The organism is Pseudoselenomonas ruminantium, assembly GCF_900142515.1.
Taxonomy (GTDB): domain Bacteria; phylum Bacillota; class Negativicutes; order Selenomonadales; family Selenomonadaceae; genus Selenomonas_A; species Selenomonas_A ruminantium_D.
In genome coordinates this window covers 52,706-70,846 of the sequence record NZ_FRBC01000019.1, presented here as the reverse complement: position 1 = coordinate 70,846, position 18,141 = coordinate 52,706, and the positions used below count along the sequence as shown (strand labels likewise).

Annotated in this window: 18 protein-coding genes; all 18 read right to left on the bottom strand. The window is 52.5% G+C overall.

Going from position 1 to position 18,141, the window contains the following annotated elements:
• Window positions 1-114 precede the first annotated feature (114 nt).
• A complete protein-coding gene (locus BUB68_RS10110) occupies window positions 115-1,104 on the bottom strand; it encodes a lysylphosphatidylglycerol synthase transmembrane domain-containing protein (protein WP_073090887.1) in 990 nt (329 codons plus the stop codon).
• A gap of 21 nt (window positions 1,105-1,125) precedes the next feature.
• Entirely contained in the window at window positions 1,126-1,911 is a 786-nt protein-coding gene (gene folE2, locus BUB68_RS10105) for a GTP cyclohydrolase FolE2 (RefSeq protein WP_073090884.1), read from the bottom strand.
• Between the two features lies 1 nt (window position 1,912).
• Entirely contained in the window at window positions 1,913-2,599 is a 687-nt protein-coding gene (queC, locus tag BUB68_RS10100; protein WP_073090881.1) for a 7-cyano-7-deazaguanine synthase QueC, read from the bottom strand.
• 19 nt (window positions 2,600-2,618) lie between these two features.
• Window positions 2,619-3,263 carry a ribulose-phosphate 3-epimerase gene (gene rpe / locus BUB68_RS10095; protein WP_073090878.1) on the bottom strand — a complete coding sequence of 215 codons (645 nt, stop codon included), beginning with the start codon at window positions 3,261-3,263 and terminating at the stop codon, window positions 2,619-2,621.
• Window positions 3,260-4,162, bottom strand: coding sequence for a ribosome small subunit-dependent GTPase A (gene rsgA, locus BUB68_RS10090; protein WP_073090876.1), 903 nt, complete (start codon window positions 4,160-4,162; stop codon window positions 3,260-3,262). Before rsgA ends, rpe begins: the two co-directional genes overlap by 4 nt.
• A 31-nt stretch (window positions 4,163-4,193) precedes the next feature.
• Entirely contained in the window at window positions 4,194-5,972 is a 1,779-nt protein-coding gene (gene pknB, locus BUB68_RS10085; RefSeq protein ID WP_073090873.1) for a Stk1 family PASTA domain-containing Ser/Thr kinase, read from the bottom strand.
• A gap of 34 nt (window positions 5,973-6,006) precedes the next feature.
• Entirely contained in the window at window positions 6,007-7,404 is a 1,398-nt protein-coding gene (locus BUB68_RS10080) for a peptidoglycan D,D-transpeptidase FtsI family protein (protein WP_073090871.1), read from the bottom strand.
• On the bottom strand, window positions 7,397-8,668 hold the full coding sequence (locus BUB68_RS10075; protein WP_073090868.1) for an FtsW/RodA/SpoVE family cell cycle protein: 1,272 nt from the start codon (window positions 8,666-8,668) through the stop codon (window positions 7,397-7,399). The genes BUB68_RS10080 and BUB68_RS10075 overlap by 8 nt, the downstream gene beginning before the upstream one ends.
• Window positions 8,665-9,384, bottom strand: coding sequence for a Stp1/IreP family PP2C-type Ser/Thr phosphatase (locus tag BUB68_RS10070; RefSeq protein WP_371914858.1), 720 nt, complete (start codon window positions 9,382-9,384; stop codon window positions 8,665-8,667). Before BUB68_RS10070 ends, BUB68_RS10075 begins: the two co-directional genes overlap by 4 nt.
• Window positions 9,381-9,833 carry an FHA domain-containing protein gene (locus tag BUB68_RS10065; protein WP_073090864.1) on the bottom strand — a complete coding sequence of 151 codons (453 nt, stop codon included), beginning with the start codon at window positions 9,831-9,833 and terminating at the stop codon, window positions 9,381-9,383. The genes BUB68_RS10070 and BUB68_RS10065 overlap by 4 nt, the downstream gene beginning before the upstream one ends.
• Complete coding sequence (locus tag BUB68_RS10060) at window positions 9,833-10,579, bottom strand: FhaA domain-containing protein (RefSeq protein ID WP_073090862.1); 747 nt, start codon at window positions 10,577-10,579, stop codon at window positions 9,833-9,835. Before BUB68_RS10060 ends, BUB68_RS10065 begins: the two co-directional genes overlap by 1 nt.
• 50 nt (window positions 10,580-10,629) lie before the next feature.
• A complete protein-coding gene (gene rlmN, locus BUB68_RS10055) occupies window positions 10,630-11,676 on the bottom strand; it encodes a dual-specificity RNA methyltransferase RlmN (protein ID WP_178139508.1) in 1,047 nt (348 codons plus the stop codon).
• 6 nt (window positions 11,677-11,682) lie between these two features.
• Window positions 11,683-13,017, bottom strand: coding sequence for a 16S rRNA (cytosine(967)-C(5))-methyltransferase RsmB (gene rsmB / locus BUB68_RS10050; protein ID WP_073090859.1), 1,335 nt, complete (start codon window positions 13,015-13,017; stop codon window positions 11,683-11,685).
• On the bottom strand, window positions 13,010-13,825 hold the full coding sequence (locus BUB68_RS10045) for a DUF116 domain-containing protein (protein ID WP_073090857.1): 816 nt from the start codon (window positions 13,823-13,825) through the stop codon (window positions 13,010-13,012). Before BUB68_RS10045 ends, rsmB begins: the two co-directional genes overlap by 8 nt.
• Before the next feature lie 42 nt (window positions 13,826-13,867).
• Window positions 13,868-14,803: a methionyl-tRNA formyltransferase gene (gene fmt / locus BUB68_RS10040; protein WP_073090854.1), complete on the bottom strand. Its 936-nt coding sequence runs from the start codon at window positions 14,801-14,803 to the stop codon at window positions 13,868-13,870.
• Window positions 14,800-15,267 (bottom strand): peptide deformylase, encoded by a 468-nt coding sequence (def, locus tag BUB68_RS10035; RefSeq protein WP_073090852.1) that lies wholly within the window; start codon window positions 15,265-15,267, stop codon window positions 14,800-14,802. Before def ends, fmt begins: the two co-directional genes overlap by 4 nt.
• 9 nt (window positions 15,268-15,276) lie before the next feature.
• Window positions 15,277-16,530, bottom strand: coding sequence for a peptidase T (gene pepT, locus BUB68_RS10030; protein ID WP_073090849.1), 1,254 nt, complete (start codon window positions 16,528-16,530; stop codon window positions 15,277-15,279).
• Between the two features lie 143 nt (window positions 16,531-16,673).
• Window positions 16,674-18,008 carry a YkvI family membrane protein gene (locus BUB68_RS10025; RefSeq protein ID WP_073090847.1) on the bottom strand — a complete coding sequence of 445 codons (1,335 nt, stop codon included), beginning with the start codon at window positions 18,006-18,008 and terminating at the stop codon, window positions 16,674-16,676.
• Window positions 18,009-18,141: the final 133 nt, after the last annotated feature.

Below are 18,141 nucleotides of genomic sequence, written 5' to 3'. Positions count from 1 at the left end.
CTGGAAGATGCGTACTTCTGCTGGCGGGTCATTTAGTGGAGCGGCGAAAAAGTATTCCCACCGCCGCCCCACTGCTTTGTAACGAATTGTGTTCCAGTTCGCACCAACAAACTGCTATTTGTTTAATTGCCTGCTCAGGAAGTCGCGGCCAAAGACTGTCAGCGTGTAGTACAAGCCGATCAGGAATGGGATATATTCGGCAATCAGGCGCCAGCAGACGGCGATGATGCCGACAGTGCCGGCGGGGACGGATTCGCTGAACAGGTATACAAAACCGCCCTCAGCCACACCGGAACCGCCCGGCGTCGGCGTGAAATAGAGCAGCATGTTCAGGAAGATCATGCGGCCCATGATTGTATACCAATCCGCATCCATTACCCCCAGGCCCAGCATCAGGCAGGGCACAATGGCGTAGATGCACAACAGGTTCAGTCCCGATTCCATGAATACCCACAGCATTTTCCAGGGGGCCTGCATCAGCAGGGCAATAGCGCACTTGGTATCCCGGTAAAAGGCGAACAGCTTCCGGCGGCGGTCATTTCGCATATGGCGGGTACTCCAGATCACAAAGTAATCCATATACCCTCTCCGTGCCCCCACTACCATGACGATGATTGCGACAAAAGCTGTCATAGTGATGCCCATCAGCGTATGATTAGAAATTCCCGGCACGATTCCTTCATCATGCCAAAAGATGAACGGCATGCAAAGTGCCAAGAAGCAGATTGACAGCAAGGTCCGAACAATGACCAGCACCGTAGCCTTACCGGTTGGTACCCCTGCATGACGCAAAAACATCAGCTGGGCAACAGCCCCGCCAGTCGCTCCCGGGGTCAGCAAGGCCAGGAAATAGTTGCCAAAAACCACCTGCACAGCCTGATAAAGGGAAATGTTTTCGTTGGATATCCTCACCATATGCATCAGGCGGCTGCCATCGAAAAACAGACCCAAGCCCACAGCAAATATAGCCAGACCAATTGACCACGTTTGAAATTGATTTAAGTTTTTTAGTGTATTTATATCAACAGTAGTGTAGATGACAATGCCGGAAATAACCACCACCAGCATGATCAAGCCAAAAAACCGTTTGTAAAATTTACTCATGTAAACCGTCCCTTGGGATAGTTATAATTCTTCCTCATGCGCCGCATAGGCACTATGATTATGGATGGACTCATAGTTCTCACATTCCACGGAGAACCAACCCAGCCCTTCAATGCCACGTAAAGCCAATACCGTATCCCGCAGGATGTCCTCAACGAATTTGGGATTCTCATAAGCCGCTTCAGTGACAAATTTTTCATCCTCACGTTTCAAAAGCGGATAAATGGGAGAAGATCCCTGCTTTTCTACGAGTCCTGCCAAATCCTCGATGTAGATACAGTCATAGCCTTCCTTGAAGCGCAACTGAATCCGCGCTACAGAACGCTGATTATGGGCACCGTAGCTGGAAATCTCCTTGCTGCACGGACACAGGGAGGTAAAAGGCACCTCTACGCCCAACTGGAATTCCATCGGTGCGTCCTTTTCCTTGCGGCCTGTAAACGAGCAGTCCAGATCCAATACGGAGGTCTTGCCGCTGACTGGAGCCACCTTGTCCACAAAATACTTGAAAGACAACTCTACTTCTGCCGCATGGGCTTCGAGACGCTCCAATGCCTCTGCCAGCATGGCTTCCATCTCTGGCTCAGCCAGTGGCTTCTTGCTCCAGGGCATCAGGATTTCCAGGAAACGGCTCATATGCGTGCCTTTGTACTGGCTGGGCAGCGCTACAGTAAAGCGAACCCGGGCCAGCACCTGCTGATAACTGCCATCCTTCGTCTTGATCAGGAAAGGCAAGTGCGCTTCCTTGATGCCCACTTTCTGAATGGCAATCCCGCGCTGGTCTTGGCGATTCTGTACGTCCTGCATCTTAGTTCCTCGTTTCGTATTCTACCGGGTCTTCTACCCCAGCCTCGGCAAAGCCCTGCAGACGCAGCTTGCAGCTGTCACAGACACCGCAGGCCTTCTCGCCGCCCTTGTAGCAGCTATGGGTGAACTGCAAAGGTGCACCGAGCTTGGAGCCCAGCTGCACGATTTCCTTTTTGGACAGGTCCTGCAGCGGCGTTTCAATCTTGATTTTCGTGCCATTGACGGCTGTCGCCGTAGTAGCATAATCAGCCAATGCCTGGAATCTCTGGATGAATTCCGGACGGCAGTCCGGGTAGCCGGAGTAATCCACGGAATTCACACCGATATAGACATGGGTGGCACCGACTACTTCGGCGTAGCCCATAGCATAGGACAGGAAAATCAGATTGCGGGCCGGTACATAAGTGATAGGCACATCCTGCCGCTCAACATCTCCATCAGGAACATCGATATGGCTGTCCGTCAAAGCTGAACCGCCGATAGCCTCCATATTGGTCTCGATGATCAGATGTTTGGGTACCTTGTAGAAGTCTGCAATCTTTTTCGCGCCTTCAAGCTCAATGCTATGGCGCTGATGATAGTTGAAACTGATAGGATAAACCTCATAACCTGCCTCTTTGGCCACTGCCATACAGGTGCAGCTGTCCAAACCGCCAGAGAGAAGTACCACTGCTTTTTCTTTTGCCATTTTATACACTCCTCAAAAATCAACCACGGATTGCCTTGATAGCAGCAGCCACGTCATCTGCACCATAAACAGCAGAACCTGCTACAAGCACATTTGCACCAGCTTCCTGCACCAGCTTGCTGGTTTCAGCATTGATGCCGCCATCCACTTCGATATCGCATTCAAAGCCCATATCCTTGATGGTATGGTAGAGCATATGGATTTTCTCGAGCTGGGAGGCGATGAATTTCTGGCCGCCAAAGCCCGGGTTAACCGTCATGATCAGAACCATGTCCACATCAGGCAAAATTTCCTCAATCAGGGAAAGAGGCGTGCCAGGATTCAGGGCAATGCCTGCCTTGCAGCCAGCGGCCTTGATCTGCTGGATGATGCGGTGATGATGACGGGCAGCCTCCCAATGGAAGGTGATGATATCCGCACCAGCTTCGGCAAAGGCCTCAATCTGGTTTTCCGGATGTTCCACCATCAGATGCACATCGAAAATAGCCTTGCTCGTGGGACGCAGGGATTTTACCACCAGCGACCCCAGCGTGATATTAGGCACGAAACTGCCATCCATCACGTCGATATGGACATATTCGGCACCAGCATCGGTGACCTTTTTGACTTCATCTGCCAGATGAGCAAAATCAGCGGACAGAATGGACGGTGCTATCTTAATCATTTATATTCCTTCTTTCGTTTCAATTGTTGCGCTTCCTGAATCTCCTTATAGATGGTCAGATAAGCGTCATAACGTTCCTGCGAGATCTCACCGGCAGCCAGTGCCTCTTTGATGCCACAGTCCGGCTCATGGGTATGGCTGCAGGGAGCAAAGCGGCATTGTCCCAGGTAGGGGCGGAACTCCGGGAAATAATGGGCCAGTTCCTCCAGAGGAATCTCTCCCAGCTCCATAGCACTGAATCCCGGGGTGTCTACGATAAAGCCGCCTTCATAGGGCAGAAGTTCTGCCACGCGGGTAGTGTGCCTGCCACGTTTGATCTTGTCACTGACATGACCAGTCGCCAGTGACAGGGATTCATCCACGACATTCAGCAGGGAGGATTTGCCTACACCAGAGGGGCCGGCAAAGACCGTCGTATCCCCCGCCAGCACCTGCCGCAATTCTTCCATGCCCTGCTTTTCCCTGGCAGATACCCGCAGGACTTTGTAGCCTGCCTTTTCGTACAGGCTCAGGAACCCTGCCATATTTCCTTCATACAAATCGGCCTTGTTGACGCAGATAATGATATTGTGCACCCCCGACCATTCAGCCAACACCAGGAAACGATTCAAAAGCAGCGGATGCAGGTCCGGCTGCGCCGCCGCAAAGGTCAGGATTACCTGTGTGACATTGGCCACAGCAGGACGGCGAAGCAGGCTTTCCCGGGGCAGCTGTTCTTCTACGACCCCGGTGCCATCCGCCAGTCTTCCTATCAGCACTTTGTCGCCGGGCACCACGCCCTGGCTCTTGCGCGTCTTCTTGAACTTGCCCCGCAGTTTGCAACTGACAAGTCCCATGTCGGTCTGAACATAAAAGAAGCTGTTATAGGCCTTGATCACACGGCCTTCTTCTAACTGCATAAGTGGCTCCTCCCTAAATCACATGCAACGCTTAACGGCTCTTAGCCGCTTCATTTGGTTTTGGTGCTGCAGCCGGCTCCTGCTTGGTGTTATCCTTCTTGTCCTTGCTCTTATCATGCTTTTCTTCCTCTACCTTGCCAGCTTCGGCTACAACCAGATGGATGGATTCCCCCTCCAGAGCTTCAGCTCCGCCGCCAGGGCTCTGGCTGATGACCGTGCCAGCCGCTTGTTTGCTGGCTTTCTTCTCTACACTGCCAACCCGGAAGCCTGCACTGGTAAGTGCCTTTTGCGCCGATTCCAGCGGTAAGCCGGTTACATCCGGAACACCGCTGGATTTCTTTTCCTTGCGGCCCTTGCTGATCACCAAATCAACAGTCTCACCTTTTGTTACCCGCGTACCTGCCCGGGGATCCGAAGCAATGACCACGCCAGCTTCTTCCTCATCAGAAGTACGTTCCGAAACGCGGCCCACCTTGAGTCCCATTTTCTCGATCTTAGCGACGGCATCCTCTTTCTTCAGGCCACGTACATCCGGCATCTCGATATTTTCGCCGCCCTTGCTGACCTTGATGGTCACCAAACGTTCTTCCTTGACTTTTGCGCCAGCCTCAGGATTCTGGGAAATCACCATACCTGCGGGAATATCCGCACTGAATTCCTCATCCACCTTGACGCGCAGACGCTTGTCCTCAAGTATCTGTTTGGCTAAAGTCATCTGCTTGCCCGTAACATCGGGAACTTCTACCTCCGCCGTGCTCCAGAACTTACCAAAGCTCATGAATGCACCGACAAAGAATCCCATCATCAGTACCATTACCAGACCAATAATGAATTTCTTGGATTTGAAGATGGATTTTTCCTCATTGCGATCATTGTCGTAAGCAGTCTCCCGATAGCGTTCCTGCCGTGCAGGCCGCACCGGCTCCTGCACGCGGGGCAGGACCTGTGTAGCATAGGGATCGACTGCTGCACCAGCTCCGGCATTGAAGCCCCCCAACATCTGCTGGGCCTGGCTGATGTCCTGTACGAGCTCACTGCTGCTGGGACGCATATTGGCGTCCTTCTGCATGGCCCGCGCCACAATGGCCTCCACCACAGGCGGAATGGACGGCTCCAGCTGCCGCACAGAGCGGGGCTGTTCCTGCAGATGTTTCATCGCAATGCTTACCGGCGTTTCTCCTGTGAAGGGCAGCTGCCCCGTCAGCATTTCATACATGACAACGCCCAAGGCATAGACGTCAGAACGCGGGGTAATCATCGTCCCCTTGGCCTGTTCCGGCGAGAAATAATGCACGGAGCCCACCACATTGCCCGTGTAGGTCATGGTGGATTCCGTCACGGCCCGGGCGATACCGAAATCTGCCACCTTGGCACTGCCATCCGGCATCATCAGGATATTATGAGGCTTGATGTCACAATGCACCAGATTATTGGCATGGGCATGAGCCAGCGCACTGGCAATATCCCGGGCCACATGCAAAGCATCGGCCACGCTCAGATGGCCTTCCTGATTGATGCGATCCTTCAAGGTGCTGCCCGGCACATATTCCATGACAATGTAGTGGTCATCCCCCATCACGCCAACATCGAAGATATTGACAATATTCGGGTGAGACAGCTTGGCAGCCGCCTGCGCCTCCCGATGAAATTTCTGGATGAATTCGGTATCCCGCTTGAATTGTTCATGGAGGATTTTCACCGCCACTGTACGGTCCAGCAGCACGTCTCTGGCCTTATATACATCAGCCATACCACCGCCGCCAATGAGTTCCTGTAATTCGTATCGATTATCCAAGACACGCTGGTTCATTGAATTTCTCCTTCCCCAAGGCTTTTTATCGTAATTAGTTCTGTAGACTCAATATTATCTTGCGGGCAATCGGTGCTGCCACCTTGCCGCCGCCACCGCCATTTTCCACGATGATGGCAAAGGCGATATTGCGGTTGCGCAATTTTGCGGAACCGATAAACCAGGCATGGTCTTCCCCTTGGGGATTCTCTGCCGTACCGGTCTTGCCAGCCACTTCCACACCGCTGACCTGTGCGGCCCGGCCTGTGCCCTTGGTGACCACATCTTCCATATAGCTATGGATTTTCGCGGCCATTTCTCCCGTGGTGACTGTCAGCCATTTTTCTGGCGTGGTACTATGAACCACTATGCCACCGGGGGTAATGACCTCCTGTACCAGATATGGCTTCATCACCGTACCGCCATGCGCAAAAGCCGATGCCAATAGCGCCATATGCATTGGGGTGACCAAAAGCGTGCTCTGGCCGATAGCCGTCTGGGCCTGATCGCCATTTCCCAGCGTGCCAAAATCTGGCAGATGTGATGAAGTCATGACGATTTCTCCGCCGATTGACTGGTCAAAGCCAAAACGGTTAAACGCTTTTTTCAACTTGTCATCGCCCAGGCGTATCCCCAGCGTACCAAAGGTAACATTACAGGATTCCGTCAGTGCCTTGCGCAGATCCACACGATTGTGGACTTCTCCATGGCTCTCGCGAATGCTATGACCACCGCCAACATCTAAAACACCGGGACAGTCGAACATTTCCTGTTCATTCGTAACGCCCTCCGTCAAAGCCGCATCGGCAATCATGGGCTTGATGGTCGACCCCGGCGGATAAAGCCCCTGCACCGTACGATTCAGGAGGGGGCCATCCGCCTGCTGGGACATAGCCTTCCAATTAGCCTCAACATTATTGGGATCATAAGACGGTGAGCTGACCATAGCCAGCACTGCTCCTGTGTCTGCATCGAGCACCACTACCGCGCCCTTGCGCCCAGCCAGGCCATCAAAAGCGGCCTGCTGGGCATCGGCTTCAATGGTGGTTTTCAAATCGTTGCCCCGTTCGGTCTGCAACAGCTGAGACATTGGCCCCAGCCGCGTCATATCTGCGGTCAGCCCTAAAAGTTCCCGATTGGCATGTCCTTCCAACCCGGCACTGCCGATGTTTTCGCCATTATAGCCGGTTACCTGAGCCATCACATTGCCCAAAGGGTAATTGCGCGAACCATCATCATTGGTCTGTGCCAGCACCCGTCCATGGGCATCCAGGATGGTTCCCCGCCGGATATCGGCCTTGGCTGCCGCGCCCCGCATATTCAGCGGATTTTCTGCCAGTTCCGGCCCTTTCCACACCGCCAGATAGCCAATATAGAGCGAAAGCACCGCCACCATCAGGAGCAGGAAAGCACCAACCTGCAATATTTGCCGTTTTAATTTCCAATCAGACATTTTTCTGCTCCTTGGTCAATGATAACAACATGGCCAGCAGGATAAAGCTGGAGACCATGGAACTGCCCCCATAGCTTACAAAGGGCAGAGTAATACCAGTAAGTGGCAGGAATTTCGTCACACCAGCCACGATAATGAACATCTGCAGAAGGATCAGCACACCGCATCCTGCCATCAAAAGAGCTTCTGTCGTGTTCTTGAGCCGCAGGGCACCTTTGATGCCCCGCCAGAACAACAGCGCATAGCAGATGATGAGCATCAGCCCTGCCGTCAGGCCCATCTCCTCCACAATGGCAGAGAAGATGAAGTCCGTGTGCACCTCAGGGATAAAACCAGGATGACCGAAGCCAAAGCCTGTCCCCCAAAGGCCGCCGGTACCGATAGCAAAAAGCGACTGTACCACCTGATAGGCCATGCCGTTGGGATCAGCCCACGGGTCCAGCCAGATGTCAAAGCGCACCCGCACATGACCAAACATGGCATAGCTGGCCGCTGCTGCAATGCCCATAAATGCCAAAGCCAGGAATACATAGGATTTGCTGCCCGTGGCCATGTAGGTCATGAGCACCGCCATGCCGAAGAACAGCAGGGCCGAACCCAAATCCTTCTCCACCACAAACATCAATACCGCCATGCCCCAGATACAGATCAGGGGTGCAATGAAGCGCAAAGGCGGCAAACGTAAGAACAAGATCTTATGTGCTGGCAAGGTCAGTACCTTGCGATGGTCTGACAGATACGAGGCCAGGAAAAACAGCAGTACGATCTTGCCAAATTCCGAAGGCTGCAGGGAAACCGGCCCTAAAACCAGCCAGTTCTTGCTGCCACCGATTTCCGTCCCAAAAACCAGCGGCAAGCCCAGAAGGAACACACAGCCGATTCCTAACAGATAAGGATAATCCAGCATCTGCCGGAACTTGGGCCATAACCGGATGACCAAAAACATCACCAGCATGGCAATGCAGAGCCATTGCAGCTGCCGCAACAGCAAAGCCGGCTTCAGCCGGGCAATCTCCACCAGACCGATGCTCACGAGCATCAGGATAATCGGCAGGATGAAGGTATCCAGCTTGCGGCGGATAACCACCAACTGGATGATGATGGTCAAAAATACCGCCACTGCTAAATAGGGTACATAAGTCAACGGATCTTGCAAAGTGTTATTTGTCACTTTTTGCACAGATCCCTGCATTTTCAGATAAAGGATGGCCATGCCGCAGAGAAAGATTCCCAACGGTGCCGTCAGAAGTCCCCAATTTTTCATGTGAGACTCACCACCACAACGGTCACATTATCCCGGCCCCCGGCATTCAGTGCGGTCTGCACCAGGCTCTGGGCAGGGTCGGCTTCGCCCTGGCGCAGCAAGCGGGCAATCTCTTCATCCGTCATATGCTTCATCAGCCCATCCGTGGCTAACAGGAACATATCGCCCTGTTCCACGGTAAGTTCACCCGTATCCACAACCAGATTTTCCATAGCTCCTACAGCCCTGGTCAACATGTTGCGCTGAGGATGATGTTTTGCTTCCTCCCGGGTTATGCTGCCTTCCCGCACCAAATCTTCCACATAGGAATGATCCTGCGTCAGCTGTTCCAGCTGCTCCTGACCAGCACGCAGGAGATACAGGCGGCTGTCGCCCACATGCGCCCAAAAAGCATGCCTGTCATCCGGTGTGATATGCAGGATGGTCGCTGTAGTCCCCATCCCCTCACAGCTCGGATGATCCCAGACATATTGACGGATTGCCTGATTTGCTTTCAGGATAGCAGACTGCATCACACCCGCATCGAGCTCTCCCTGACCGGATAGTTCCTGCCGCACCGTGTCTACCAGCATCTGGCTGGCCACTTCACCGGCAGCTTCGCCGCCCATGCCGTCGGCAACAACGTAGACGGTATCAAATACGGCGAAGTTATCTTCATTGCCCCTGCGCACTAAACCCACATCGGTGGCTTTATAAACTTGCTGCAACTTATTCACCTCTCGAATTTCAGGGTAACCATGCCAATGCGAATCTCATCATTGGGTTTCAAATAGGCTTTTCCCTCCAGCATCTGGCCATTCACATATGTATGATTCACAGAGCCCAGATCTTCAATCACATATTGGGCACCGTGCAAGAATATCGTGGCATGACGATGGGATACAAAGTTCTCCGGAATGATTACATCATTTTCTGCTCCCCGGCCAATGGTTATCTCATCATGGAAGGCAAACCGCCGTCCACTGAGACTTTCTTCACTGGCCTCCATCACCATCAGCACGGCTTCATTCTGTTTTATCACCGGCCGTTTCTGCTTTTTCATCTCCTGCTTCACTTCACCGAACATCTTTTTCGACAGGCTGACCGTAAAATAGATCAGCCACAGAAGCATTCCATATTCCAGTGCTACCCTTGCCACCTTGATGGCCATTGCTGCACCTTGCATCAAATCACCTCGTATATAAGCACCGTTTCCCCGATCTGGATTTCATCACCGGCACACAGGCACAAGGACTCCACCGGCTCACCGTTCACAAAAGTACCATTGGTGCTCTGCGCATCATAGATCACATGGCGGTGATTTTCGTAGGCGATCCAGGCATGAAGCCGCGATGCCTTCGTATCCGTCAGGATGAATTCATTCTTTTCACGGCGGCCAATGTAAATCTGATTTTCACCGAATTCCAGATAAGCGTCAAGATCTGGCCCCTCCACCACCTTGAGCGAAACGATCTTCCGCTCCTGCGGCAGGTTCAAAGGCTGGCTGCCACCGGGGAAGGCCGGTTTGGTCAGCACCAGCGTATTGGGCTCTTCGCAGGTTGCCTTCTCTTCGCGTTCCTCGGTAATGCGGGCTTTAAGTTCAAAAATGCCCCGCTGTTTTTCCGCATCCACCTGACAAAGGATTGCCAAATTGCCAGGCATCACATAATCCTGCAGGATAACCTGCTTTTCTGCTACTCCATAGAGTTCCTCGATGATCCGTTTGGCACAGAGCCGCTGATAATCCTCCCGGGCGAGGAAAAAGACATATTGATTGGGCACCTGCCGTCCGGCTTTGCCCTTGCCCTGCCGGGCAATTTCCTTTTCCAGTGCCTTGGAAAGCTCCACCGGCTCCAGATCACTGCTGAATTTTTTATTGAAGAATCCCTCGATATGATTTTCCAAAAAGGATTCCCATTTGCCAATACCCATCTATGCTACACCTCCCCCTTTAAAAATTCCTTAAAAAGCCCGCCAATATTTCAATCTTTATCCTGCAGATGCTTATTGCGCAGCTGACCACAGGCGGCCTGAATATCCGTGCCCATTTCCCGACGCACGGTGACATTGACATGATGGCTGGCCAGATACCCTTCGAACCAGTCGATCCGTGCCTTGGAGGGCCGCAATAGATTGCGTTCTACCACTGGATTGATGGGAATCAGATTGACACTGGCCAGCTGGCCATGCAATAAAGAAACCAATTCCTTTGCCTGCTGCTCGCCATCATTGAGCTGGTCAATCAGGATGTATTCATAGGTCACCCGCCGCTTGGTCTTGTCCGCGTAATTCTTCGCCGCCGCCACCACATCCTTCAAGGGATATTTGCGATTGATGGGCATGATTTCCGAACGCAGTTCCTGATTGGGCGCATGCAGTGACACCGACAGGGAAATAGGCATTCCCTCTTCCGCCAGGCTATACATGCCCGGCACAATGCCCGAAGTGGACAGGGTGATATTGCGATAACCCAGCCCCAGCGTATAAGATTCATGCACCAAATGCAGGAATTTCACGACTTCCTCGTAATTCATCAAGGGTTCGCCACTACCCATGATCACCATGGTATCCACCTTGCTGCCGGATTCTTCCCGCAGCATATCGTTGATGACCACCGCCTGCGAGAGGATCTCTCCACAGGTCAGATTACGGGCCATGCCATGCAGGGTCGAAGCGCAGAACGCACACCCCATATTGCAGCCTGCCTGCGTGGACACGCAGATACTGTTGCCGTAAGGCTGACGCATAAGCACCGTCTCAATGGCAATGCCATCAGCAAACTCCAGCAGGAATTTGGTGGTCTTCCCATCCTGCGAATCCAGGCGGGCCTTGATATTCGGGCGGCCAATGGTGAATTGCTCCGCCAGATCGCTCCGCAGGTTCTTGGGCAGATTGGCCATGGCATCAAAATCCGCCGCCCCGCGCTGGTAGAGCCATTCCGCAATCTGCTTGGCCCTGTATTTCGGCACCTTGCAGGGAGCCAGCGCCTCCTGCAAATCCTCTAAGGTCATGCCAAATAAATTCGTCACTATCTCTTATCCTTTCGCCTTGCGCATCCGCGCAATAAAGAATCCATCCGTGCCATCCCGCTGAGGATAGAGCTGCACCATCATGTCCTCCCGTTTATGGGGCAGGAAAGCACCGGTCTGTTCCAAGGTGAACTCCGGATGACGGGCCAAAAAGGCCTCCACCACCTCGTCATTTTCGGAACGGTCAATGGTACAGGTGCTGTAGACCAGCACGCCGCCAGCTTTCAAGGCTTTGGCGGAACTGTCGAGGATTTCCCCCTGCAAAGGCGGCAAGGCAGCGATTTCCTCGGCACTCTTATTCCAGCGGGCATCGGGCTTGCGCCGGAGCACCCCTAAACCGGAACAAGGCGCATCCACCAGCACACGATCGGCCATATCCTCATATTCCTCGCCCACTTCCCTGGCATCCAGCAAGGTCGGCTCGATGATCTCTATACCCAAACGCCGGGCATTCTCCTCGATACGCTCCAACTTATGTTCATAGATATCGCCAGCCACGATGCGGCCTTCGTTTTTCATCAGTGCCGCCATATGAGTGGTCTTGCCACCGGGTGCACTGCAACAATCGATGATGAGCTCCCCGGGCTGCGGGTCAACCACATGGGCTACCAGCATGGAACTTTCGTCCTGTACCTGGCAAAGACCTTCCTGCAAGGGGGCCAGATTATCCAAGGCACCATGGGCCGTCACACGGATGCCCTCCGGCGTCCACTGGCTTTCCTGCACCTCTGCCCCGGCAGCCTGCAAAGCTGCCAGCAAATCTTTCCGGTTTGTCTTGAGCGTATTCGTGCGCACAGACAACACCGGCTGGCCATTATCAAAAGCGCAGAGTTTCTCCGCTTCTTCAAAGCCAAACTGTTTGACCCAGCGCTTGACGAGCCAATATGGATGCTGGCTTTTCAAGGCCAAACCTTCGGTTGCCTTGCCCTTGCCTTCCGGGAAAGCCGACTTCTCCGGTTCCCGCACAGCAGTGCGCAACACGGCATTGACAAATTTCACCGTGCCCGCATGACTGTATTTCTTGGTCAGTTCCACCGCCGTATTGCAGGCCGCAGAATGAGGCACCTTGTCCAGATAAAAGATCTGGTAAAGCCCCAGACGCAGGATTTCCCGTACCATCGGCGGAATCTTCTTCAACGGACGGTTCACATACCGGCGCAGGATCCAGTCCAGCGTATCCCCGGCCTTGACCGCACCATAGACCAGCTCCGTCACAAAACGGCGGTCCTGGTCGGAAAGCTCCGCCTTGCGCAGATGGCGGGCCAATGCCACATTGGCATAGGCCCCTTCCTCATGCACTTCATTCAATATCTTGATCGCGATTTCCCGCGCTTTATCCATTATCTTGCTCCTTGGGAATAATGATTTTCTCCAATTGGGCACGGACTTCCTCCATGTCCACATGGGTGTTATAACAGGGGCCGTTTGGCCGGATATTCAATACCCCCACTGCCGGCAGAGGATAGACATCCTGAATGCCGCTCATCAGGTCACGCTCACAAGCGATGGCCAGTACGGCCTTGGGCCGGGTATTGTAGACAACCTGCCGGGCCAGCGTACCACCTGTAGCCACAAAGAAATGGAACCCCATCTCATCGGCCAGTGTCACCAGCGAACCGATATCACAGCCGCCGCAGCGCTTGCAATTATGCGGGTCACGGGTAATCTTATGGGGACAAGTGGCCAATTGCAGGCAATGAGGCGTCACCACCAGCAGTTTATCCGCCGGTACTCTTATGCCCATGCGATTGAACATCAGATTGCTCGTGACAATGAAAGAACCCTCCAGCTGCCGCTTGCCGATGCCAAAGATTTTCGCCACATAGACCGCTATGGGAAAGAGCAGGTTGATCAGCTCATAGTTTTGCCGTTGCAGGAAAGGCAGATAAGGCCAGCCTTTTACTGCCAATACCATGTTGAGGATTGCCAGCAAGGCCCCCCCGCTGATGAAAGCAAAAAGCCCGCCTACGATCAACGGCAAAGGCTCAGCGATCTCTGCCAGTCCTAACCGGGCAATATACCAGATGCCACCAAGCAGCATCGCGGTCAAAACCGTAGTCAACAGCAGGATGCCAATGAAGAGTCTTTTCTTATGTCTGCCCGACAATTTGAAGTTTTCCATTTTATGTTTCTGGGTAGAATCTGTCATTAAAACCTCCAACAACTCTCCCCCTTGCCTTCCATAACACGCTCAATTGAAGCAAGCACCATCGGCAAAGCCGTGGCCATTCAGGTAATCAGCCGCCCGCATCTTCTTCTTGCCAGGCGCCTGCAACTCCAGGATCTCCAGCAGTTCATCCCCAGCAGCCACAAAGAGGCCGGCTTTCTTGTCGGCTTTCACGATCGTACCAGCAGGTGCCGTTGCCTGCTCACCCGTACGGCGGGTGCGCCAGATCTTATACTTGGCACCATCAAGGCTGGTATAGGCACCGGGCCAGGAATTCAGGCCGCGTACCAGATTATGCACTTCCTGTGCCGTTTTGGACCAGTCGATCTGACCAGTGGTTTTCGTCAGCATCGGGGCATAATTGGATTCCTCCGGCTGCGGCGTGCGCTGCAAAGTACCGTCAGACAACTGTGCCAATGTATCCATCAGCACCTTGGCTCCCATGCCCATGAGCCCGTCATGGACTTCCTCCAAGGTCGTATCCTCGCCAATAGGGAATTCCGCCTTGAGGAGCATATCGCCCGTATCCAGACCTGCATCCATAAACATGGTGGTCACACCGGTCTTTTCCTCACCGTTGATCACACACCACTGCATGGGCGCCGCACCGCGGTAGCGGGGCAGCAGGGAGGCATGGACATTGATGCATCCGTATTCGGGGATATCCAGAATACGCTGGGACAGGATCTGGCCAAATGCCACGACCACCATCAAATCCGGCTTCATTTCTTCCAATTTGGCGGTAAACTCTTCCGTCTTGATCTTCTCCGGCTGATAGACCGGCAGGTCGTGTTCCACTGCCCAGGCCTTGACCGGCGACGGCAGCATCTTCTGGCCGCGCCCTCTGGGTTTATCCGGCTGGGTGATAACGGCAATGACCTCACACTGTTCGTGCAGGGCTGCCAGGCACGGTACGGCAAATTCCGGCGTGCCCATGAAAACTACACGGAATTTCTTCACGACTTATTCCCCCTATGGACGCTGGTCGCAATATCAATGAACAACTGACCTTCGAGATGATCCAGCTCATGCTGGATGCAGCGGGCCAGCAGGCCTGTTGCCGTCAGATGCTGACGCTTGCCCCGTCGGTTGGTGAATTCTACCTTGACCTTGGCAGCGCGCTTGACCTCACCATAGATCTCCGGTACGGACAGGCAACCTTCCGTATCCACTTCTTCGCCTTCCTTGAAGGTAATCACGGGATTTATCAGTTCCAGAAGCCCATGCTCATCCTGGCAGTCAATGACCACGAGGCGGATATTCTGGCCAATCTGCGGTGCGGCCAAGCCAACACCGTCATTCTCATACATGGTCTCGGCCATATCATCCATGAGTTTCTTCAACTTCTTATCGATACGTTCTACGGGTTCCGATACCCGCTTCAGGACGGGATTGCCCGCCTTCAACACTTCTAATAAAGCCATACATACTCCTTACTTCTTATTTAATCTGCCTGCGCCTACGGCAATCTGCAATACCGTCTCCCCGGCTTTCTTCAGGGATTCCAGCGGCAGGTATTCAAAGCGGCCATGGAAGTTGGCGCCGCCCGTGAAGATATTCGGGCAGGGCAGCCCCATGAAGGACAGGCGTGCACCATCCGTGCCACCGCGGATAGGCTGTACATCCGGTTCAATACCGGCAGCTCTCATCGCTTCTTTGGCCAATTCTACCACATACATATTGCCATCTTCAATCTTTTCCAGCATGTTGAAGTACACATCATGATGCTTCACTTCCACGCGGCCTTCGCCATACTTCTGATTGAAGAAAGCTGCCATCTGGTCGAGATAAGCCTTGCGCTGCTCAAACTTCTCCTTATCATGGTCGCGGATCAGCATGCTCATGGTGCAGGTTTCCACATCACCGCTCATCTTATAGACATGGAAGAAGCCCTCGTGGCCTTCCGTATACTCCGGCTTCTCACCAGCCGGCAGCATCTGCTGCCATTCGCAGGCCATGGTCAGGGCGTTGATCATCTTGTCCTTGGCATCACCGGTATGGACACTGACACCATGGAAGGTGATCACAGGGTTGGCCGCATTGAAGTTCTCATACTCCAGGCCGCCCAGCTCACCACCATCAATGGTATAAGCAAAGTCAGCGGCAAATTTTTCCACATCAAAGAGGTCAGCACTACGGCCCGTTTCTTCATCAGGCGTAAAGCCAATACGAATCTTACCATGTTTCACTTCCGGATGCTGTACCAAATATTCCATAGCACTGACAATAGCCGTCACGCCAGCCTTATCATCGGCCCCCAAAAGCGTCGTACCATCGGTGAACATGATGTCCTGCCCTTTATATTTCAGCACTTCTGGAAAAGCCTTCGTAGAGAACACAATGTTCTGTTCCGGATTGAGCACGATATCCTTACCATCATAATCTCTGACGATCTGCGGCTTGATATCCTTGCCGGAAGCCGACGGGCTGGTGTCTACATGCGCGATAAAACCTACCACTGGCGCTTCTTCCATACCATTGGCAGGCAGGGTGGCCATCACATAGCCATGATTATCGAGTTCCACTTCGCTAAGCCCGATTTCCTTCAGCTCCTCGGCCAAGTGCTTTGCCAGCACCAGCTGTCCCGGCGTACTGGGGCAAGCCTTGTCGTTGTCCTCATCAGACTGGGTATCAAAGCTTACATAATCCTTGAACCGTTTCACCAAAATATCCATGCTTAATTCCATGAAAAACACCTCGAAATAAATTTTGTTCTATCATACAACGTTTTATTATAACATAACTGTCTATAGTAAAAAAGACCTTCCTTATGCTTCTGCCATTTGCCCAGAAAAAAAGCCGCCCTGTCAGCAGCTTTTCATCTTATTTATTATTTCTTGTCCTTCGGTTCCAATTCTTTTTTCAATGGCGAACCTTCCATAGAAAGATGTTCCTTGGCATAGGCCTGCAGGTCATCATGGTTTTCCACCACCTCTTCTACATAGGCCTTGATATCTTCCTTCAATGTCTCCGTATCCGCAGCAGACATTTCTCCCAGTTTCTGAAAGGTTTTCTTGTGCTTTGCCGTAAATTCATAATCATCATCATATTTACGGAACAGCAGACGCATCATCTTGCGGCGCAGGAATTTTTCCTTGATGATATTTTCCCGTTCTTCAACCCAAGCTACGGACAGCACCACCAGCAGCAGGATCCCCATATATCCCAGCAGAGGATACATATAAGACACCAGCGTGGTAAAACCACCGAAACTGCAGACATAACCAGCAGCCACAATCCCAATCAACAGACGGCGCTTCTTCTTCATATCATCACCGCCGAACCGGCAGGCGGTAGCGTAATACAGACTGAAGGCTGTATTGAAAATCAAGGCGAAGATAACCAGCGCATAGACGAAAGCAAACGCCGGATGAATATGATTGACGATCATCAACATGGGGATCTCGGCATCTTTGACCGTGTCCAGATGGGCAAATAAGGCCAATGCTGCACAGCTTACGATCAAGCCAATGATGATTCCCCCCAAAGCACCGCCTTTTTCCGCATCACCGATACGAACGACAGAGCCTCCCAATACCAACGCCATCGATACACCATTCATCGCACAAAGCGCGAAATAATTCACCACGGACAGCCATACATTGGGCATTGCAGGCTTTATGGTCGCAGCAGCCATATCCAGAGCCTCAAAATCATAGGACTTGCCCCAGAACGTAACACCAGCTACCACCAGGATCATCACAACGATAACAGGTGTGAACACCCCCAAGACCCGGGTAATCTTATCAAAATCCAAAAACGCAATGACAGCCACCAACACAGAACAAAGGAGCGCTCCCAACCAGCTGGGCAGGCCGAATTGCTGCTGCAGATTGGCTCCGGCACCGGCCACCATCACGAACCCCACCACAAAGCAGGAAATCACCAACGTTATATCAATGATACGGTTGATGATTGGATGAGCAATCTGTTCCAGCACTTCCTGATGATTAGTCGATTGATAATGTGAACCCAGTGTCACGATGATCCGGCCAAAAATCACATTCAGGATTCCCAAAAGCACTACCCCGACCAGCCCCATCTCACCAAAACACAGGAAATATTGCAGCAGATCCTGACCAGAAGAAAGTCCTGCCCCTACCAAAACACCTACATAAGCCATAGCAATAGACAATGCTTCCTTACTTATATGCAATCGATTCATTCAATCGCCTCCTATAATAAAATCAGCATTTATATTAATAAATTATAACACATTTTATATAGTATGACAAATCAGTTTACTAAATTAATATGCCTATTCGGCAAAAAACTACAATATCCTGCATTGAATTTTG